This window comes from Bifidobacterium sp. ESL0769 (genome assembly GCF_029395495.1).
Classification (GTDB): domain Bacteria; phylum Actinomycetota; class Actinomycetes; order Actinomycetales; family Bifidobacteriaceae; genus Bifidobacterium.
The window spans coordinates 693,972-713,742 of the sequence record NZ_CP113918.1 but is presented as its reverse complement, the minus strand read 5'-3'; the positions used below and the strand labels follow the sequence as shown (position 1 = coordinate 713,742).

The following is a 19,771-nucleotide window of genomic DNA, read 5'->3' as shown; positions in this document are numbered from 1 at the left end:
CATGCATAAATGCAATTTGGCGACTTGAAAGAAATAAATAATAGACAAGTTCAGATACTGGCGAAATTCGGGCGAAAAGTTGGGCGGCGCGGATAGACTCGCATAAGCGTTATTCGACAGAATCGAGGAGTGACATGGCGGAAGTCAAGGCAAGCGACGCAGCGCAGCAAGCGGTTGAGGCGCTCAAGCTCAAAGCCGGGGAAGAGCGGGACGGACGCACCATCTTCCATGACGCCACGAACCTCTACTACCCCACCGAGCGCATCTACGGCGGTCAGATGACCGCGCAGGCCATTATCGCCGCGGCCAACACCGCCGATGACAACAAGGTCGCCAATTCCATTCACGCCACGTTCATCAAGGTGGGCAAGCTCGACGAAGAGACCCGCTACGAGGTCGAATCGCTGCGTGACGGCCGTTCCTTCTCCACACGCCGCGTCGATGCCAAGCAGGGCAAGCAGCTGCTCTTCACCGCGACGGTGAGCCTGCAGAAGGCCGGTCAATCCGGGGTGGAATTCAATGACGATATGCCCAAGAACCTGCCGAACCCGGAAACACTGACCAGCGCCAAAGACCTCATGGAGCCCTACGCCGACAAATCCGGATTCGCCAAATACTATTCCTCTCAGTCGCCGTTCGACATCCGCCACATCGGCTCGACCGTCATGCTCCAGCCTGACAAGGAAAGCGCCGACAAGGATTCCGGCAAGCAGATGGTCTGGATGCGCATGGCCAGTCCGGTCACGGCTTCGCAGAACGTCTACCGTGCGTTGCTGGCTCTGGAATGCGATCAGGTGATGATGGAGCCGGACCTGCGCCGCGCGGGCCTGAGCATTTCGACACCGGGCATCTTCTACGCTTCGATCGATCATTCGATGTGGTGGTATGACAATATCGACATGAACGAGTGGCACCTTTACGTCCAGGATGCTCCGGTAGCCGGCCACGGCCGTGCTTTGGGCATCGCCAAGGTCTATTCGTCCGACGGCAGGCTTCTGGCCGCAATGACGCAGGAAGCCACCATCCGTGTGCCCGAAAAGAAGGATGACAAGAAAACCGAGAAGTAATATTCCTGGTTTATCGGAACGTATTTCTGATTGTTTGCCGGTCGCTCATTCAACGACCGGCAATTTTGTAGGCAGTCAATCGTCTTGATGACGCTTTGCCCAAAACCAGCCGAACAAACAGCCTGCTATACAGCAGACAACTATGATAGATAGCCCCATATTTGTTCTCCCTCGAATGGTTATGTGCCGTTTACTGAATAATAAACAGAATATCAAAAATCGGGAAGCATCAGGTCTGCATCGTCAAGGAATGTGAAGCCGCCATCGCTTTCGAGCAACTTACGCGCCAACCCGAGAGCCAGCAACGTCGATTGGACGCCGTCGATACCCGCAATCTGATGAGACCACACGATGTCGCTGTCACGCTCCAACGTCACTTTCGTCCAGAATTCCCCGGAGTCCGCCTGCTGCGGCTCAGAGACCAATAGGTCGTACGATTCGTCGTTCTTTTTAAACGTTCGTGTGAGCACTTCGTTGTGTCCTTTCGTTTCGGGCATTGCCAGTCTGATGATTCAGACATTATCGGTCAGATATTTGATGCGTTGCGAGCCAAATATTCGAAGAGTCACCGGTCAGCTATCGCTTCTTTTGCTCATAGAGCCTCCGGCAGCGAGCTTACGCTGACGTTCGCGACGCTGGGCGGCTTTGATCTTCGGGTTCTCGGCGCCTTCGCTCGGCGGCAGTTGGCAGAGCCATTCACCGACGATGCCCACCACCATATCAGCAATGCAGATGACAGTGGTCACGGCACATTGGGTAATCACGTTCTGAAAATACGGAATGCTCCAATGGGGAAGGCACAGCAGGGCCTGTGCCAGATACCAACCGGCGAGCCCTGCCCCGGCGATGCCCAGCGCCTTGCATAATACCAGCGTGTAGACGGCTTTGGTCGGGTCGATCCAGCTTTTGCGTCTGCGCGGGTCGGTTATCGCGTATTGATGCACTTGCAAGGCCAGTATCAGCACTACCGCACCAAGCAATATCAGGACGAACGCGACGAACCACGGCGCACCAAGCAGTGAGAGTCCACTCATTTCATCGGATTTGACCAGTATCGCGCCGAACAGCAGACCAATCAGCGCCGCTATTACGTAATACCACCAAGGGGTTCGTCGTGCGCTCATTGCGTCTCCCCCAGTATCCAGCGGTCGTCCACTTTACCGACGCGCGCAGCATCGGGTGCCATCGCGAGCAGGAAGGAAACAGGATCGCCATCAAGCCTTGCATCCGGGTCCATATCGAGCCATGGCGCGAGGATTTCAGCCTGCTTTTTGGCTTCTGCCAACGGCAGCTCGATGGCATAGGCGATATCTTGCGCCGCATTTTCTGAGACACTGCCAGTGCTATTAACGTTGTCGGCGGCATCGAAGGAGAAAGTATTGGCGGACTGACCGGTGGCATCATCATTGCCATTGCCAACTGCGGCTTGGGAAATTCCACCTTCAGCACGTTGGGTAGTGTCTTGCGGGCTCATCGTTTCACCTTCGACATCAACCAAGCGCAACGTGACGGCACCTTCGTGGGAGGCCGAAAGCGAATCGAGCAACGCGACGATGGCCTGCGGCTTCAGTTTCGTAGTGAGCTGGATGACAGCGGCGCTGGCATCGGAACTGTCGATGCCCATGACATGGTAGAGCGGCGAGATACCCTCGACCTGGTTACCGGGCACCGCGTCTAGCGAAACAATGGCGGAACGGAAACGTTTGGCGGCATCAGTGGTCTTGCTGCGCATGGCGATAATGGCGCGGCGCGGAACCGTATAGACATCATCGGCAATGTCTTGCTGCTGAGCTTGCTTTTTATCGGCTTCGTCTCGACGCTGCTGTTCGGCTATCGTCGCTCCGGCCAAAGAAGCCTTGGTAGGAGCAGCACTTTGAGCCGCACCCAACTTTCCGACACCGGTTTCGCTAGCAGTTTGGCCCGTACCAATGGTTATTGGAACATTGGTAAACATAATACTATTTATAGCGTTGCCAACAGGCTCTTCGCCATCTACGCTGCGGCTGTCGATATCTGCATCATCGCTATTCGCAAGGCCATCCGCATTCTCAAGCCTCACCGTGACGTCGGCACGCACTTTGCCGCCAGCGATGGCTTGCAGCACCTGCTGCCACATCTCTGTTCCGGTGGCAACGTCTTCGCTCAATGTCTCGTCGAAGGAGAGCGAAAGCCACGCTTGAACGCCGAGGGGCGTGCCATCAGCTGTCACGCCCCTCAACTCTTGCGAATCATCGTTCAATGAATTCGACATAAATCACTCGGAATCTTCCGGCTTCATACCGACCGAACGCTTGAGCGATTCGGGAATCGGCACCGGCGGAATCTCGGAATCCGGACGCGTCACATCGGAAAGCCAGAGCTTACGTTCCGGAGCCATCTTCAGGTTGGCGAAGATGACCTTCAGCTCCTTCTCGTTCAAGGTTTCCTTGACGAGCAGCTGGCGGACGAGCTCGTCGAGCACGTCGCGGTTGTCCGTGATGATCTGCCACGCTTCGGTGTGCGCGGTCTCGATCATGCCGTGCACCTCTTCGTCGATGACATCCTGCGTACGCTCGGAGTAATCGTGGATGAAGTTATTGGCGGAATCCTCACCATGTTCGGAATCGCCCCATTTGACGGCTCCCAGCTTGGAAGACAGGCCGAATTCAATGACCATCTTGCGGGCGATCTGCGTCGCCTTCTCGATGTCGTTGGAGGCACCGGTGGTCGGATCGTGGAAGACGACTTCCTCGGCGGTGCGCCCGCCCATGGCGTAAGCCATCTGATCCAGAAGTTCGTTGCGAGACTGGGAATAGCGGTCCTGCGTCGGCATAACAGCGGTATAGCCCAAGGCGCGGCCTCGCGGCAGAATCGTCACCTTGGTCACCGGGTCGGTATGGTGCAGGGCGGCGGCGACCAGCGCGTGACCACCTTCGTGGTAAGCGGTATTGCGCATCTCGTCCAAAGCCATGCCGCGCGACTGGCGCTTCGGTCCGGACTGGACACGGTCGATAGCCTCGTCGATGGCGCGATTGTCGATGAGCTGGGCTCCAACACGGGCGCAAAGCAACGCAGCCTCGTTCAACACGTTGGCCAAATCCGCACCGGTAAAGCCGGGCGTACGCACAGCTACCGTATGCAAATCGACATTGGGTACGAAAGGCTTGCCTTTGGCGTGAACCTTGAGAATTTCCTCGCGGCCTTCCAGATCTGGAGCCTCAACGGCCACCTGACGGTCGAAACGACCGGGACGTAGCAGCGCCTCATCGAGCACGTCCGGACGGTTGGTGGCGGCGATGATGATGAGGTTGGTGTCGTTGTCGAAACCATCCATCTCGACGAGCAGCTGGTTCAGGGTCTGCTCACGCTCGTCGTGCCCGCCGCTCATGCCGGAGCCGCGCTTGCGGCCGACAGCGTCGATCTCATCGATGAAGATGATGGCCGGCGCGTTCTTCTTGGCCTCATCGAAGAGGTCACGCACACGCGAGGCACCGAGGCCGACGAACATCTCGACGAAGTCGGAACCTGCCATGGAGTAGAACGGCACGCCAGCCTCGCCTGCTACGGCTCGCGCAAGCAGCGTCTTACCGGTTCCAGGAGGGCCGTAAAGCAGCACGCCGCGTGGAATACGGGCACCCAACGCCTTGTACTTCGAGGGATCCTTCAAGAAGTCCTTGATTTCCTCGACCTCGGCCACGGCTGCTTCCTCACCGGCCACGTCAGAGAACTTGGTGGTCGGGGTCTGCCCATCCAAGAGCTTGCCGTTGTCTTTCTTGCCACCCATGCCGAGCATGCCGTTCATGCCGCCGCTCATGCTGCGGAAAAGCCACCAGCACAGCAGCAGTAGGATGGCGAACGGCAGCAGCGTGGAAAGCAGGTAGGCCACCATGGAATCGGACTGCATGTCCGCGGTCCAGCCGTCTTTCGGCTTGGCCTTCTTGACGGCGCTCAATACCTCGGGCCCTTCGGCCTGGGTGTAGTAGAACTGGACGTCACGACCGTAATCGTGATTGTTCTTCGTATTCGGGTCGACTTTTTTGAAGTTCTTGTGAAGCTTGAGCTTGACCATCTGTTTGTTGTCGATGATCTGGATACGGCTGGCTCCGTTGCTTTCAACCAGCGTCATGCCATCCTGAGTATCAATGGTCTGTGTGCCGTTGGAGTTGAACAGCTCGAAGCCGGCGAATACCAACAGGACCAGAACGACGATCCAAAGTATGGGCGACTGCCAGAACGGCCGCTTGTCGTTGGGGTTCCGGTCACCTTTGTTGCTGTTGTTGTTACGACGGTTGTTGCCGTTGTTGCCGTTATTCCGGTTGTTGCGGTTATTGGGATTGTTGCCCTGGTTGAAAGGGTTAAAAGGATTGTTGTTATTGTTATTCGATCCGTTCGGGTTACCCATCGGTCCCATGGGGTTACGGGGATTCTGAGGATAGCTCATGCTGCTTCTCCTTGGTAGACTGACGGCTTCAGAACTGCGATGGAATCAAGATTGCGGAAATGCTCTTTATAGTCAAGCCCGAAACCGACCACGAATTCATCAGGCACTTCGTAACCCTTATATTTCAGCGGTACCTCGACCTCGCGCCGGGAAGGTTTCTCCAGCAGCGCAAACACCTCGACGCTCGCAGCACCTCGCTTTTTCAGTTCGTGGGTAAGCCAGTCGAGGGTATATCCGGAATCGATGATGTCTTCGACGATCAGGATGTCGCGGCCTTTGACGTCGCAGGAAAGATCCTGACGAATGGTAATCTTGCCGCTGCTTTCAAAGCCGTCCCCGTAACTCGAAAGGCTCATGAAATCCATCTGCACATTGATGCTCAACGCCTGCGAGAACGCGGCAAGCGTGTTGATGGCCCCTTTGAGCACAGCCACAAGTAAGAGATCCTTGCCTGCGTAATCTTTGCTTACCTGCGCTGCCACCTCTTCGATCTTGCGCTCAATTTGTGCTTTCGACACCAATTCATGGTCAATATCGTCCTGTACATCCGCAATTTGCATATCACCCATTTTTACACACGCGAATGACGTGTTTCTGCCTATTGACTGAATATCCGCTGGGAAGCGAGAGCGCGCCCTGGCCATGCCAATCAATCACCAACGCTTCGATGGAGAGGACATGCCGTTTGCTCAGCGGTATGCCAAGTTCGGCGAGCACGCGGGCAATGGTGCGACGACGAATGGCCGGATGGGCTTGCGCAAGTGGTTTCACACGCATAACGGCTGCGGCACCTTGCATATCCCAGGAAACAGATTTGCAATACACTTCATTTGTGGCGTCCTCAAGAAAGTCTTTGTCTGCTTGAGAGATGGTGGTCCCTTGCGCTAGGTGGGCGGAAACATCGCCGTTAAAAAAATTAGACAGAAAGGGCATAAGGGTGTGTCGCACGCGGGAACGCAGCGGATAGTTCTGCGGTAACGGCTGATCGGCCGGCACATCGTCGCCGTTCGTCGGATCGTCCCACCAAGTCACATCCAGTTCCCGGCAGATTGCGGTGGTTTGAGCTCGGCTCAAATCAAGGAACGGACGGACGAAACGGACACCATCGCGGGCGAAAGTCGGAGGCATGCCGGCCAATGCGTCGATACCGGCCGAGCGGGTCAAGACATCCATCGCAACGGTTTCCGCTTGGTCGTCGCAGGTATGCGCCAGCAAAACCGCCGCGGCACCCGTATCCCGAGCGGTTTCGACGATGGCATCGTATCGCGCCTGCCGTGCCGCGTCTTCCCCGCTCCGTCCGTTTCCGCCGCCTTCAACTTCAATAGTCCGTATGATGACGGGGTCCAAACCCAAGCCATCGCAACGTTGTGCAGCGGCGAGCGCGACCTTGTCGGAACCGGCCTGAAGCTGGTGGTCGACGATGACCGCCCCGCAATGAACCCCCAGCATGCCGGCGACAGTATGGCTCATAGCGGCGAGCGCCAACGAGTCCCTGCCGCCGGAACAAGCCACGAGAATCGTGGGGGAACCGGCTTCGGGAGCATGCTCACCATGCTCGGCGAAACGATCACTTTGCCGTGAAATCCCTACTGCTGCAAGGGCACTGCGCACGTCGCCAATCGCCTGTTTCATCGTCGCCGAATATGCCATAACTCGCCCTCACAGCCCGGCAAGTGCCGAAATGAAAGTATCGACCGCGCTTTTGGCGGCCCCATAGTCCTGAGGATTGTTGACGACGACCGCAAAGGCAAGCACCCCGCCGTTCTTGCGCGAGACGTTGCCGGCCATCGAAGTCACCTGATCAAGCGAACCGGATTTGACGCGCAGCAGCCCTGCCGCACTCGGATCTTCCAGTCGGTTTCTGGCGGTACCCACCAAGCCGGGAATGGACAGACCCTCGGCCGCGGCCGCCCCCGGTCCGGTTTTGAGGTTGTGGCTCTGCACTTCGACGAGCGTTTTGACCTCCAGCGTCGAGCCTTCCGAAAGACCAGAGCAATCAGCCATGTGGAGGTTTGTCGTGTCGATGCCGAGCTTATCAAGTCTGGACTTGACAGCCTGGGTAGCACCTTCCGGACTGTCGGCGGCCCCGGTTTTCAACGCCAAAAGCCGACCGAACTCCTCGATCAGGGTGTTGTCGGAATGGCGCAAGGTGAAGGCCATGATCTCGGAAAGCGTCGCCGAAGTGACAGTTGCAACGCGTTCGGCATTCTTCGCGGGTTTGTCACTGGCAATATCGCCGTCCACGCTGATACCGCGTTGGGAAAGCAGGGAGCCGAACGTCGCCGCTGCGTCATGCGCCGGCGTGGTGGAGAGTTCCGGATATTCCGTATAGAGGTCAGGGTCGTGGTCCGCACCACCCCACTGCCGTCCCCCGTCCACGGCCATCGAGGAGATACCGGTGAAATTGGTGTTGCCGGGGTTGTTGGAGGCAATGGCAGCTGGGGAACGCACGGAACCGAAAAGCGTGTCGTCATATTTAAGACGGACCTGAGTGATGTTGCGTTTTTTAAGCGCCGTCGCGGTTTCATCGGCCAGTGTGGCCAGTCCCGCTCTGCCATTGATATGGTTGGGATCGCTCTGCCCTGCTCCCAGCAGCATGTCCCCATCCGATTTGAGCGTCAGGCCCGCTGGTTGCGTCTGACTTTCCGAGACGTCGCCGCCAGCAACGCCAACACCATCGTCCAACAAAGCATCAGTATGGAAGCTCGAGCCCATATCGAGCATCGAGGAAGAAGCCAGCGCAGTCAGGGTCTTCATGGTCGAAGCCGGCTCACGCGGGGTATCGGCAGCACGCGAATCGACGATTTTGCCGTCGGCGTCGGCGATGGCAAGCGAAAAATCACTGCCCAGACCAGGGGTAGCGGCAAAGGTGTTAATCACGGCTTCGGTTGCGTTTTTGTCAATCGGCTTGTTGAGGTCCGCCGAACCTGTGATGGATTTGGCGCTACGCACGGAACCGGAAAGCACAGATGCCGTTTTCCCTGCGGGAAGTATCGTTAAGGGCCCTGGCATCACCCCGTTGATATCGGCCACGAAATAGCCCGCCGCAAGCAATAAGGTTATCACGATGGAGACGACGATACGCCATGCCCGGCTGCGCGCGACGTTCACCGTCTTACGCGCGTGCGCTCCATGTCCGGAATGCGATGATCCCGTTGTATTCACAACCACTCCTCGATATTCAACAAAAACGAGCTCCTAACATACCCGGGAACTAGCCCTTGTGCTCGATTGGCTTCCATTGGGCCTTCGAGAAGATGGCTTGGAAGGAAATCGGCACGTAGCTGGCCATATAAATCGGGAAGCTCAGCACGTAAGCCAGAAGCTCCTTGTTGGAAGCGCCGATCTGGCCACGTTCCGCAAAGACGGTGAGCGCCGCCAGGAACATCATGCCCAGAAGGCCAAGGCCGCCGCCGACCACCCAGCTGGCCAGCGAGGTGACCTGGCTCGACCATGAAACAAAGCCGAGAGCAGCGAAAAGAAGCCCGAATACCACACGTAATACACCAAGCACGGTGAACGGGCAGATGAGCATGGTGAAATCGACGGCCGAGAAATCACGCTCACGCACCGCACGCTTGATCAGCTGCGGCCCGTAATAACGGAAAACCTGAAGGAAACCTTTGCTCCAACGCAGCCTCTGCCGCCAGCTCTGGCCGAAGGAATCGGGCTGTTCGTCGTAAAGGATGGCTGTGCCGCAGTAGCCGATGCGGTCGCCGTGCAAAACGGAGTCCATCGTAAACTCGAGGTCTTCGGTCAACAGGTGGAATTTCCAGCCGTTATTGCGCTGCATCACCTCGCGGGAGAACATGAATCCAGTGCCGCCCACGTGGCAGCTGGAACCGAAGAGCATACGCGAGTTGTTGAGAAAGCGGGATTCGCGGATGAACCACAGCGCCGAGCCAGAGGAAACCCAGTTGTCGGAAAGGTTGGTGGAGTTGCGGTAGCTGGTCAGAATCTTGAAGCCAGATTGGAAGGCCTTGTTCATTTCCTCGATGTAGTGCTTGTCGAGCCGATTGTCGGCGTCGAAAACGAAGAAAGCATCATAATCATTGGCCACGCCCTTGTCGATCATCGCGTCGAGCAAGTAGGTCAGCGCAAAGCCTTTGCCGATCTGCTCCATGTTGTGTCGTTCAACGACGTTGCATCCCATGGAACGCACGACTTCGGCGGTGTTGTCGGTGCAATTATCGGCCACCAGCCAGATGTCGACGAGCTTGGAAGGGTAGGTCTGCGCTCGGATAGAATCGATGAGGTTCGGCACGACGTTTTCCTCGTTGCGTGCGGAAATCAGCACGGCATAGCGTTTGTCCATCGGCGCTGCGGGGAATGTAATACGGTGATGGAAGAGCGACGCGACAATGCAGACTGCCTGGTAGCCGAGGCTTACGGCACCCAGAATGAACATCAGGATGTCAAGGATATTCAGCAATACCATCTCAGTGCCACCTGCTCCTTGGGTTGTCCGCAGCTTCGTTGTCGGTGCTGTCGTTCACCGCTTTGTCGCGCCCGGCTTTGTCAGCCTCGTCGGTTTTGTTATTGACTACTTTACCTTGACTGGCACCCTTGGCTTTCGACCCGGATTTCCCGCCTTTTACATTACCGACGCCACTCGCGGCATTACCATTGTCCGCAACAGCTGAAGCACTACCGATGGCAGCATCCTTGGCCTTGCCCTGCCGCAATTCCTGAGTATCGAGTTCGTCGCTGTCACCGTCTCCGGCACCTTTGAGCGTTTTCTTACGTATCGCTTTTCCGGAATCCGAAAGCACACCCTTGGGAATGGCGATGGTCTCGGATTCATCGAGGTCGTGGCTCGTGGTTTTCCCGTTCGATTCGGCAGAAAGACGATAGACCTCGTCGCGGATATTGCGCAGGTTGTCGTCAACTGGAACCCTGGCGCTCGAACCTTTCGCGGCACGCGGCATACGCTGGGCCACTGGCTGGACCACGTGCTCGTTGAACGCCTCGGCCCCGGCGACCACCTTGGACTTCTTAACCGGCACCGGATCGCTCATCAACGGCGACTCCACGAGCTCATAGCGCTTGGTATACACCTTGAAGAGGGCCTGCAGGCTGGCGGTGATAGGCAAAGCAAGGAATGCGCCGAGCGCACCGAACACGGCTCCCAAAACGAGCACCGACAAGAAGGCAATGGCCGGATTCAGATCCATCGTGCGCTGCGAAACCTTCGGCGAAATGATGAGGTTTTCGATCTGCTGGTAGATGACGATGAAGACGACCACAGCCACCCCGTACAGGAAGCCGCGCGAAGACCAGGCGAAGATGACCGGCAACGCGCCGCCGATATACGTGCCGATGGTGGGCACGAACTGTGAGACGATGCCGCAGAAAAGGGCCAGCGGCAGCCAGTTCGGCACCTTGATAATCATCAGGAATATCGAGGTGAAGAAGGCATTAAAAGCGGCAAGAATCGTACGCGAAAAGAGGAAGCCGGAAATCTGGTCCTGCACAATGGTCCAAGCCAGAAGGAAGCGGCGCTGGGTGACCGGGCCAAGCCATTGGCACAGGCTCCTGCGCATCTTCGGGCCGGCGGCAGAAACGTAATATGTTACCATGACGATGGTCAAAATATTGATCAACGCGCTCAAAAGCCCCATGGTGGTGCTCAGCGCCTGTCCGGCGAAATCGGTGACCCACGAAGTCTGAACGTTTTTGGCGATTTCGCTGCCGAGGTTGGAGATTTCCGGGAGCTTGAAATCGGTATATTGGCTCACCAGGCCGCGCGCCTGTTCATAGAGGTCGGGAATCCCTTTGATCATTGAAATCATCTGGGTCACGAACATGTTGCCGAACATCCCCAGCAGCGCCACGACAACGACGATAAGACCAACCAACGTCACCGCCGCGGCCGCCCCACGTTTCCAACCATGACGCACCAGACGCACGACCAACGGCTCCATGGCGAGTGCCACAAAAACGGAAATGACGATGTCAAGGACGATGAATGAGACCTTGCTCCAGGACCTGAAAAGGAAGATGCAGACGAAAACAGCTATCGCGGTATAAAGCAGGGCTCGGCCCCACCAATCCGGCGGACGGCGGGAATCCCCTTTCTGCGGAAAAACCGACGCGAAATCAATCTTTTGGCTCTCGCTGCCGCCATCTTCTTGTCCACGTTTCTTCATGATTTCCAATCCTACCCCGCCCCATGTGTAGACAACTAGGAATATCCTCGTATATCATGGTCAATGTTTCTATCGTGATACCTGCTTATAACGAGCAGGACCGCATCGTCGACTGTCTGAGGAACGCCGTCTGCCAGTCGGTGGCACCTTACGAGGTTATCGTTGTCGACAACAAGTCGAACGACAGGACCTGCGAGCTCGTCAAGCGATTCATTGACCGTCATTCCGGTTCGTCTTGTGTCAGATTAGTCCATCAAGATAATGAGCAAGGGCTTATTCCCACACGTAATTTCGGGTTTTCCGTCGCCAAAGGCGATGTATTCGGCCGCATCGACGCGGACTGCATGCTCAAGCCGGACTGGGTCGAGGTCGTCACCCGCATATTTGAACACGACCCGAACGCCATGGGTGCCACCGGCCCAGCGGTTTATTACGATATGCCCGCCAAACGCCTCGGTTTGGAAGGCGACAACAAGGTGCGCAAGGTCACCTATCGAGCGGACGATGACAAGGTGCTCTTGTTCGGCTCGAACATGGCGGTGCGTTCCAGTGCTTGGGAAAAAATCAAAGACAAGGTGTGCCGCGACAAACCCGACATCATGCACGAAGACATCGATATCTCGCTGCACCTGCTCGACCAGCGGCTCAAAACCGTGTATTGCGAGCATATGATCACCGGGGTCTCTGCGCGCCGCATGGACACCCCGTTCGCCTCGTTCCGCAAATATATGGAACGTTTCAAGAACACGTTCGACGCCCACCCGAACCACACCCGGGCGCACGATACCGAACGCACACTTTACGCGCTTTACCCTGCATTGCGTGCCTTTTATCCGATTTACCAGAACTATCTGCGTTTTAGGCACATCGACCCGGCCCGACGCATCTGGCGCAAGGAACAGAGCCAAATCCAGACCCGTTGATTGTTAACGTTAACATCCAATGGGTGAATTTAGGCAGAATATAGAATATAGTAATTTATGTCACATTATTAATCACTCAGAGGAGAGAGTTCATCATGACAAAAGTTGCAATGGTAACAGGCGGAGCACAAGGTATCGGTGAGGCAATTGCCAAGCGATTGGCCAATGATGGTTTTGCCGTGGCCGTGGCCGATCTCAACAAAGACAAGGCTCAGGCAGTGGCCGATGACATTGAGAAGGCAGGCGGCAAGGCTATGGCTGTCGGCCTGGACGTTTCCAACCAAAAGGCGTTCAGCGACGCGGTCGACAATGTGGCCGAAAAGCTCGGCGGTTTCGATGTGATCGTCAACAACGCCGGCCTCGGTCCCACCACCCCGATCGAGACCATCACCCCCGAGATGTTCGACAAGGTCGTCCATGTCAACGTGGCGGGCACCATCTGGGGCATCCAGGCCGCGGTGCGCAAGTTCCGCGAGAACAAGACCAAGGGCAAGATCATCAACGCCACCAGCCAGGCCGGCGTGGTAGGCAATCCGAACCTGATGCTCTACTCCTCCACCAAGTTCGCCATCCGCGGCATCACCCAGGTGGCCGCGCGCGACCTCGCCGCCGAAGGCATCACCGCCAACGCTTACGCGCCCGGCATCGTGAAGACCCCGATGATGATGGATATCGCTCACAACGTCGGCAAGAACGCCGGCAAGAGCGACGAGTGGGGCATGTCCACCTTCTCCAAGGACATCGCGCTCGGCCGTCTTTCCGAGCCGGAGGACGTGGCTGCTGCGGTCTCCTTCCTCGCCGGACCAGATTCCGACTATGTCACCGGCCAGACGCTGATCGTCGACGGCGGCATGCAGTTCCAGTGAGTTAACGCCGGTTCGCTCAGCTGAACATACGATGTGGGTGCCCCCAACATTCGCGGCATCCACATCTTTATTGTGGTCAGTTTGCCACAACATCCACATCTTTGGTTACCGACATTTTTCGCTATTATCACTTTGCATTTCGACGATGATTGCAAATCCCAAATCCGCACGATTCGCGTCCGCGTGTTAGAATATATAACCTATTTGGTCCAAAATCAACAAAACTGCGACACACGCCGGAAGAAGAACCAGCGGTATTACCATGGTAGATGAATCGTCCGAACGAAGCCGATGATGCCGCTGCCGTAAAATAAGCCAGCAGCCGTATGGAACAATACAAGAGGAGGGAACGGAATGGAAGCACAACTGGCAACGTGGGGATGGCAGGCCCTTTATCTTTTCGAGGCGTTGGTTCTCTCCACCCTCATAGGCTTCGAGCGGCAAGCCAGACACAAGGATGCCGGCACACGCACACATGCCCTCGTGGGCGTCGGCTCGGCTCTGTTCGTCATCATCAGCAAGTACGGCTTCATCGACATGCTCACGGCCTCCCCCAATATCAGGGTGGATGCGGCACGTGTGGCCGCGCAGATCGTTTCAGGCATCGGCTTCATCGGCGCTGGCGTCGTCTTCACCCAACGCAACCACGTGCGCGGCCTGACCACAGCCGCTTCCATCTGGATGACTGCGGCCATCGGTTCGGCCTGTGGCGCCGGCCTCTTCGTACCGGCCCTGGCATGCACGGCTCTCTATTTCCTGGCCGTCATGCTTCTGCCCTTCCTCACCAAGCTCATCGCCCCCGGCGTCGGCAGCGACGACATGCTGCGTTTGCGCTATCGCGACGGCCACGGCATCCTGCGTTCAATCCTTTCAGTCTGCGCTCAGCATGGGGTCTCCGTCGAAGGCTTTTCGACCAGAAAATCCAAAGATGATAAGGATGAGGAGCCCGGCAGCCGCGGGCACGTTGTTTCCGCAGATCTTGAGGTGCGCGGGCGCGATAGCAAGGAGCTGATTGGAGACCTGAGCGACATCGATGGGGTGATTTCCATCACACGAATCAATAATAACGATTGACATAGCGTGAATCTAAGCCAGTCGTCACAGCTGAGTGGAACGCTTTTGCCGTTTCAGCACATTTATTTCGACCATCATGCTATATTAGGTACGTTCGTCTGATTATTCAAGACTTTCGAGAGGTCAGGTACGCATGCCAAATCAACAGGAACTCCTGTTGCGCGATGATCTAAAGCGCGTGGTGCAAACGATGCACGCAGAAGAGGATCATGTCACCCCCTACCGAGAGGACTACCGCCATCTGCTCGACAACCACGGCAAGATGATCCGTGCCTCTCTGGTATTGCTTTTCTCCTACGTCGTCCAAAACGGCAAGTCTCATCACGTCGACGACAAGGTCATCACCGGCGCGGCGGCCATCGAAATGCTGCATCTGGCCACTTTGGTACACGACGATGTACTCGACAACGCTTCCATACGCCGCAATCAGCCGACCATTCAAACCATCCGCGGCAACAAGGCAGCGATTTACCTGGGCGATCTCATTCTTTCGCGTTATATGGAAATCATCGCGACCATCGCACCCAGCACGGCATTCATCGTCGAACAGGCGCACACCGTCAATGAAATCGTCTCCGGCGACCTGCTGCAGGAATCTACCCGGCACAACCTCGACACCACCAAGGAATACTACGAACGCGCCATCACCGGCAAAACGGCCGCGCTTTTCCGCCTGGCTGCCATCACCGGCATCAAGCTGACTACTGACTCCCCGGATGAGAAAACACTTGAGCAAGGGTCAAAATTCGGCGAGCACTTGGGCATCGCTTTCCAGATTCTGGACGATGTGGAGGATTTCAACGTCGCGCACGACACCGGCAAGCCGAAGCTTGAAGACATTCGCGACGGCATCTATACCTTGCCGGTCATTCTTGCGATTGCGGCCGACCCCTCATTTGTCGACATCGTCAAACTCGACGATCCGCTCAAGGTGCTCGACTACTTCAAGGCCAATCCCCAGTTCATCGACAGCGCCAAAAACGAGGCGCTGCAGCATCTTGAAGCCGCCAAAGACGTCATCGCCGACTCACAGTACCCGCCCGTCAACGCCGGCACCGTGAAAGCTCTGGTCGACGTCATCGACAAATACATCGCTACGCTCTAAAGCTCGGAAACATCGGCATCGAATAAGGCACAACAAAATAATCGGCGGATGAATGCTCATGTAGAGCCTTCCATCCGCCGATTTTGTATTGTTTAGTTATATTGCCGAAACCAGCTTTTTGTTGTGCCTTCTACGTCCACTCACCGCGCCGTTTCCAGCTCGCCGACGTCAAGACGGTAGAGCTCACGGAACCTTTCATTAGTGCGATAGAGCTCGGTTGGTGCACCTTGCATGGCGATTTTGCCATTGTCGAGGAAGATGACCTTGTCGGACTGCTCGAGCCCTTGCAGATGGTGGGTGACCCAGAGCATCGTGCGGTCGCCGGCAGCGGAGAAGATCATCGACATCAGCTCACGTTCAGTGATCGGGTCGAGGCCGATTGTCGGCTCATCCAGCAAGATTACCGGGGTGTCCTTCAAGACGATACGAGCCAAGGCAATGCGCTGACGCTGACCACCGGAGAAGCGCTGCCCCGCTTCCGAAACGGAGGTGTCGATGCCGTCGGGAAGCGCACGCACGGCATCGTCAAGCTGCACAGCCTTAAGTGCTGCCCACACGTCGTCGTCGGTGGCATCGGGAGCGCCCAGACGCACATTTTCAGCGATGGTGGAGTTGAAAAGGAACGCCTGCTGGTTCAGGTAACCGAAAATACGGGCACGCTCATCCTGCAAGGCTGCTACGGGGATGCCATTGATGGTAATGGAGCCGGCTTGGGGGGTCAAATCACCGAGCAGCAGCTGAAGGATCGTGGTCTTGCCTTCGCCGCTGGGGCCAAGCAGAGCGACCTTCTCTCCCGCCTTGATATGCAAGGTGAAATCGTCGAGCAGTGTCGGCTGGCCCGGGCCGTAGGCGAAAGTGACATGGTCAAAATCGATGGATTCAATGGGGTCATTGAGCTTTTGCTGTTTGACCGGCTCGTGCTGGCGAGATTCGACGCGGTTGGTCAGGTCGTTCAGGTGTTCGAGCGAATCACTGTATAGCGGCACTTCCGCAGCCGCCTGAGCCACGTTGATGAAGCAGTCAACCAGCGGGAAAACGGCGAGCACGATGGAGGCGGACCAGTCGGCGATGGACTTGGAACCCGTCATCGTCAATCCGGCACCGACCATCAAACCGATGGCGATGACGCCGAAAACGAGCTGGATGGCAAAGTTGCGCCAACGTTCAAAGGTCTTCTGCTGGTCCTTGCTCTCCTGGATGCGCCGGTATTCGTCGGCCCCGATGGCAATGAAGTCCTTGTCTTTGTGGGTGATGACCCAGTCGCTTAAGCCAAGGTAGCTTTCGGTGACCTTGGTGTATTCCTGCGCCTGCTGCTGCTTTTCGAGCGCGAAATGGCCGGTAGAGAAGCTCAGCGAGACCAGCGGGATAAGGATCAGCACCAGCGCGAGCATCAGGAAGAGCAGGAGCGAGGAGACCCATGAGAAGATGCCCATGGCGATAGTGACGATAATCCAGAGGATATAGGCCACCACAGTGGGGAAAATGGTGCGCAGGTAGAAGTTCTCGAGGTGGTCGAGATCGTCTGCCAAAAGGCTCAGCACACTGCCCGTACGCTCATGCTCGTTCAAAAATGCTGCGTCCTTGGAAAGGGTGCGGTAAAGCTGCACACGCAACTTGGAGATGACGTGGAGCACCCAATCGTGGCTTTTAAGCTGTTCGACGTATTTAAAGACGGGCCGGCCGATGCCGAAAGCGCGCGTGAGCACGATGGGCACGTAGACCATAAGGATGTTATAAGGCATGCGCGCGGAACGATTGATAAGGTAACCGGCGGTAAACATCAAGGCCGCGGCGCACACGAAAGTCATGGACCCAAGGAAGAAAATCAGGGCAAGCGTACGCTTGTTTTCCTTCAGATACGGCCAGAACCAGTGGTCATTGTTCCAGATTTTGAGATAATCGCGCAGTTTCGTCTTGCTCTGCGTTGACGATGAGGACGATACCGAAGGCGTTACGACGACGGTTTCACTCTTGCCGCCGTTTGCCTTGCTATTCTCATTACGACCGTTCGCAGTTTTCGCGCCGGTCGAAATCGCTGCGTTGCCGCCGTTATTGATATTCGCTGGGTTCATAGTTGCCTTGGATGGGTTCACGTTCAGATTGCTTGATGATTCAGTTGAGATATTGGTCAATCTGGTTTCCTCCCATCTCACCGATGAGGTGGTCCAACGGGCCGCCTGCCCCAATCAGTTCCTTGGGCGTTCCGGATTCGACCACCTGACCTTCGTCGAGTACCAGCACTTGGTCGACGTTCGCCAGCCAATGCAGACGGTGCGTGGCAAGGATGACCAGATGATTCTCCATGATCGGCAGCAACGTCTTTTTAAGGTCGTATTCGGTTTCGATATCGAGGTGTGCGGTTGGCTCGTCAAAAAGCAGCACTTCGCGGGACTTGTCGAGCAGGACTCGGGCAAGCGCGATGCGCTGCGCCTGTCCGCCACTGATGCCGCGGTTGCCCTCACCGATCAGAGTGTCGAGTCCGTCAGTCAGTTCCCCTAACCATTCGTCTAGTCCGGCTTCATGGGCGGCCGCGTTGACGTCGTCATTGCTGGCGTCACTCACATAGAAGCGGATGTTGTCGGCGATTGATCCGCTGAAAATGTACGGCGTCTGCGGAATATAGCTGATATGGCGCTGCCACGCGGCAACGTTGAAATTCTCGAGTCTGTTTCCGTCGAGTTCGATGGAACCAGCGTGCGGGGTGTTGAATCCGGCGAGCAGGTTGACCAATGTCGATTTGCCGGCACCAGATTTGCCGATGACGGCGATTTTGCCATAGCCTTTGAAATCCATCGAAACATGATGTAAGGCGTCGGGTTGCGTCAATGCTTGGGCCGCGACGGCTTTGCCATCGGCATCAGCCTCAATCGGTTTGGCATCCTTTTTGCCACGTCCGCGGTGACGCCTGGATTTGGAATCCGTCTTAGAATCATCTTTGGATTCTGAGGAATCATCAGACTTTTTATCGTCCTCGTTCTCACGCTGCTGCTCCACCGCGTTCATAGCAACGCTATGACTGGCCACGGATTGCGTGTCATCGCCTGCTGGTTTGCTACCGACCGGATAGGCGAAGTCGATGCCCTCGAGCTTGAGCTCGCTGTCGGCCTTCCAGCCCTCCCACTTGGTTTCGGTATCCTGAGGAGTCTCAGGGCTGTCGATGAAGCTCATGATGTCGTGCAAGGCGTTCTTGCCGTCGAGGGTGGCGTGATAGTTATCGCCGAACTGACGCACCGGCAGGAAGTAATCGGGGGCCATGATCAGCGCGAACATGGCCGGGAAAAGCGGCATAGTTCCATTGACCAGCCGCAAGCCCAAAAATACCGCCATAATGGCGATACCCAGCGTCGTGAACCAATCCAACGCGAAAGTGGAGGTCATAGCGACCTTGAGTACGTCGATGGTGCGTTTGCGAAAGCGTTCGCTGACGCTGTAGATCTCGCCTTCGTATTCCTTGTCAACACCGAGCATCTTCAAGGTCGGCAGGCCCAGAATGCTGTCGACAAATTTGGTATTGAGAATGTTGAACTGGGCGTATTGCTTGTTGGAACGGTCACGGGCGGCGAGACCGAGAATGACCATAAAGAAGATGATGAGCGGGTACATCAACAGAAGAATCAGCCCGCTGACCCAGTCTTGCCACCATACACCCACGAGAATGACCAGCGAAATGATCATCATGTCGGTCATTTTCGGCAGAAGGATTTCGATATAGCTTTTGACCTGATCAAGTCCGTCAATCAGCATCGTCACCGTCGAACCGGTGCCGCGCGAAGCCAGCGCCTGCGGGCCCAGGCGGAAGATTTTTTCCTGCAGTTGCGGGCGAATCTGGCCGGCCACGTATTTGCCGTATTTGCTCGAGATTCTCTGCTTGGCCACATCACAGAAGTGACGCAGCGCGTAAAAAGCGAGGAATTCGATGGCCGGGCCTACAAGCGTCGAGACGGCGTGCAGCTTCCAGATCTCCACCAGCCCTCGAGCCAAACCGTGGGCCTGCCCGACGATACACAACGCCTGAAGCAGCGAAAGCAAGGCGAGAAGCCCCATGCGTTGCCGCACCCCGTCGAACCTGAATAGACTTTTATCGATCACGGCCAGTCCCAACTATTAACAGATACTTTAAAACGGATAATTTTTTAGACAAAGAAAACCCGATGCTTTCCGCCGCAC

The 19,771-nt window shown here is 56.4% G+C and carries 15 protein-coding genes and 1 pseudogene; 5 read left to right on the top strand and 11 right to left on the bottom strand.

All coding sequences use genetic code 11. The features are described 5' to 3' along the window. Positions 1 to 134 precede the first annotated feature (134 nt). Positions 135 to 1,067, top strand: coding sequence for an acyl-CoA thioesterase domain-containing protein (locus tag OZX72_RS02785; protein ID WP_277158896.1), 933 nt, complete (start codon positions 135 to 137; stop codon positions 1,065 to 1,067). Positions 1,068 to 1,279: 212 nt separating this feature from the next. On the opposite strand, the gene OZX72_RS02780 is transcribed toward OZX72_RS02785, so the two are convergent. The 9 genes and pseudogenes from OZX72_RS02780 to OZX72_RS02740 all read right to left on the bottom strand — a co-directional run bounded on the left by OZX72_RS02780 (position 1,280) and on the right by OZX72_RS02740 (position 11,636). Continuing rightward, positions 1,280 to 1,564 (bottom strand): hypothetical protein, encoded by a 285-nt coding sequence (locus OZX72_RS02780; RefSeq protein ID WP_277158895.1) that lies wholly within the window; start codon positions 1,562 to 1,564, stop codon positions 1,280 to 1,282. A gap of 75 nt (positions 1,565 to 1,639) precedes the next feature. Then, positions 1,640 to 2,191 (bottom strand): DUF3180 domain-containing protein, encoded by a 552-nt coding sequence (locus OZX72_RS02775; RefSeq protein WP_277158894.1) that lies wholly within the window; start codon positions 2,189 to 2,191, stop codon positions 1,640 to 1,642. Further along, positions 2,188 to 2,343 (bottom strand): annotated as a pseudogene (locus OZX72_RS09475) (2-amino-4-hydroxy-6-hydroxymethyldihydropteridine pyrophosphokinase); the annotation flags it as partial. The gene OZX72_RS02775 and the pseudogene OZX72_RS09475, both read right to left, overlap by 4 nt. Before the next feature lie 978 nt (positions 2,344 to 3,321). After that, positions 3,322 to 5,487, bottom strand: coding sequence for an ATP-dependent zinc metalloprotease FtsH (ftsH, locus tag OZX72_RS02765; RefSeq protein ID WP_277158892.1), 2,166 nt, complete (start codon positions 5,485 to 5,487; stop codon positions 3,322 to 3,324). Next, on the bottom strand, positions 5,484 to 6,047 hold the full coding sequence (hpt, locus tag OZX72_RS02760) for a hypoxanthine phosphoribosyltransferase (RefSeq protein ID WP_277158891.1): 564 nt from the start codon (positions 6,045 to 6,047) through the stop codon (positions 5,484 to 5,486). The genes ftsH and hpt overlap by 4 nt, the downstream gene beginning before the upstream one ends. A gap of 1 nt (position 6,048) precedes the next feature. After that, positions 6,049 to 7,137 carry a tRNA lysidine(34) synthetase TilS gene (gene tilS / locus OZX72_RS02755; RefSeq protein WP_277158890.1) on the bottom strand — a complete coding sequence of 363 codons (1,089 nt, stop codon included), beginning with the start codon at positions 7,135 to 7,137 and terminating at the stop codon, positions 6,049 to 6,051. A gap of 9 nt (positions 7,138 to 7,146) precedes the next feature. After that, a complete protein-coding gene (gene dacB, locus OZX72_RS02750) occupies positions 7,147 to 8,652 on the bottom strand; it encodes a D-alanyl-D-alanine carboxypeptidase/D-alanyl-D-alanine-endopeptidase (RefSeq protein ID WP_277158889.1) in 1,506 nt (501 codons plus the stop codon). A gap of 49 nt (positions 8,653 to 8,701) precedes the next feature. Continuing rightward, entirely contained in the window at positions 8,702 to 9,925 is a 1,224-nt protein-coding gene (locus tag OZX72_RS02745; protein WP_277158888.1) for a glycosyltransferase family 2 protein, read from the bottom strand. A 1-nt stretch (position 9,926) separates the two neighbouring features. Continuing rightward, entirely contained in the window at positions 9,927 to 11,636 is a 1,710-nt protein-coding gene (locus tag OZX72_RS02740; RefSeq protein WP_277158887.1) for an AI-2E family transporter, read from the bottom strand. Positions 11,637 to 11,692: 56 nt separating this feature from the next. Between OZX72_RS02740 and OZX72_RS02735 the strand changes: the two genes are divergently transcribed. The 4 genes from OZX72_RS02735 to OZX72_RS02720 all read left to right on the top strand — a co-directional run bounded on the left by OZX72_RS02735 (position 11,693) and on the right by OZX72_RS02720 (position 15,604). Continuing rightward, positions 11,693 to 12,559: a glycosyltransferase family A protein gene (locus OZX72_RS02735; RefSeq protein ID WP_277158886.1), complete on the top strand. Its 867-nt coding sequence runs from the start codon at positions 11,693 to 11,695 to the stop codon at positions 12,557 to 12,559. Between the two features lie 95 nt (positions 12,560 to 12,654). Further along, positions 12,655 to 13,425 carry a (S)-acetoin forming diacetyl reductase gene (locus tag OZX72_RS02730; protein WP_277158885.1) on the top strand — a complete coding sequence of 257 codons (771 nt, stop codon included), beginning with the start codon at positions 12,655 to 12,657 and terminating at the stop codon, positions 13,423 to 13,425. A 354-nt stretch (positions 13,426 to 13,779) separates the two neighbouring features. After that, complete coding sequence (locus OZX72_RS02725) at positions 13,780 to 14,499, top strand: MgtC/SapB family protein (protein ID WP_277158884.1); 720 nt, start codon at positions 13,780 to 13,782, stop codon at positions 14,497 to 14,499. A gap of 133 nt (positions 14,500 to 14,632) precedes the next feature. After that, complete coding sequence (locus tag OZX72_RS02720; RefSeq protein WP_277158883.1) at positions 14,633 to 15,604, top strand: polyprenyl synthetase family protein; 972 nt, start codon at positions 14,633 to 14,635, stop codon at positions 15,602 to 15,604. Positions 15,605 to 15,744: 140 nt separating this feature from the next. Here the strand turns inward: OZX72_RS02720 and cydC are convergent, their stop codons facing one another. Both cydC and OZX72_RS02710 read right to left on the bottom strand, forming a co-directional pair. Beyond that, positions 15,745 to 17,676, bottom strand: coding sequence for a thiol reductant ABC exporter subunit CydC (gene cydC / locus OZX72_RS02715; protein WP_277158882.1), 1,932 nt, complete (start codon positions 17,674 to 17,676; stop codon positions 15,745 to 15,747). Between the two features lie 40 nt (positions 17,677 to 17,716). Beyond that, the gene (locus OZX72_RS02710) at positions 17,717 to 19,705 is read right to left on the bottom strand and encodes an ABC transporter ATP-binding protein/permease (protein ID WP_277158881.1); all 1,989 of its coding nucleotides are present in this window, start codon (positions 19,703 to 19,705) and stop codon (positions 17,717 to 17,719) included. Positions 19,706 to 19,771 lie beyond the last annotated feature (66 nt).

What these genes read in the sequence shown, in the direction of transcription:
- OZX72_RS02745 (WP_277158888.1), bottom strand. Translation starts at nt 9,925, where the DNA reads ATGGTATTGCTGAATATCCTTGACATCCTGATGTTCATTCTGGGTGCC.
- OZX72_RS02780 (WP_277158895.1), bottom strand. Translation starts at nt 1,564, where the DNA reads ATGCCCGAAACGAAAGGACACAACGAAGTGCTCACACGAACGTTTAAA.
- OZX72_RS02740 (WP_277158887.1), bottom strand. Translation starts at nt 11,636, where the DNA reads ATGAAGAAACGTGGACAAGAAGATGGCGGCAGCGAGAGCCAAAAGATT.
- OZX72_RS02735 (WP_277158886.1), top strand. Translation starts at nt 11,693, where the DNA reads ATGGTCAATGTTTCTATCGTGATACCTGCTTATAACGAGCAGGACCGC.
- ftsH (WP_277158892.1), bottom strand. Translation starts at nt 5,487, where the DNA reads ATGAGCTATCCTCAGAATCCCCGTAACCCCATGGGACCGATGGGTAAC.
- hpt (WP_277158891.1), bottom strand. Translation starts at nt 6,047, where the DNA reads ATGCAAATTGCGGATGTACAGGACGATATTGACCATGAATTGGTGTCG.
- OZX72_RS02720 (WP_277158883.1), top strand. Translation starts at nt 14,633, where the DNA reads ATGCCAAATCAACAGGAACTCCTGTTGCGCGATGATCTAAAGCGCGTG.
- OZX72_RS02785 (WP_277158896.1), top strand. Translation starts at nt 135, where the DNA reads ATGGCGGAAGTCAAGGCAAGCGACGCAGCGCAGCAAGCGGTTGAGGCG.
- OZX72_RS02725 (WP_277158884.1), top strand. Translation starts at nt 13,780, where the DNA reads ATGGAAGCACAACTGGCAACGTGGGGATGGCAGGCCCTTTATCTTTTC.
- OZX72_RS02730 (WP_277158885.1), top strand. Translation starts at nt 12,655, where the DNA reads ATGACAAAAGTTGCAATGGTAACAGGCGGAGCACAAGGTATCGGTGAG.
- cydC (WP_277158882.1), bottom strand. Translation starts at nt 17,676, where the DNA reads ATGAACCCAGCGAATATCAATAACGGCGGCAACGCAGCGATTTCGACC.
- tilS (WP_277158890.1), bottom strand. Translation starts at nt 7,137, where the DNA reads ATGGCATATTCGGCGACGATGAAACAGGCGATTGGCGACGTGCGCAGT.
- OZX72_RS02775 (WP_277158894.1), bottom strand. Translation starts at nt 2,191, where the DNA reads ATGAGCGCACGACGAACCCCTTGGTGGTATTACGTAATAGCGGCGCTG.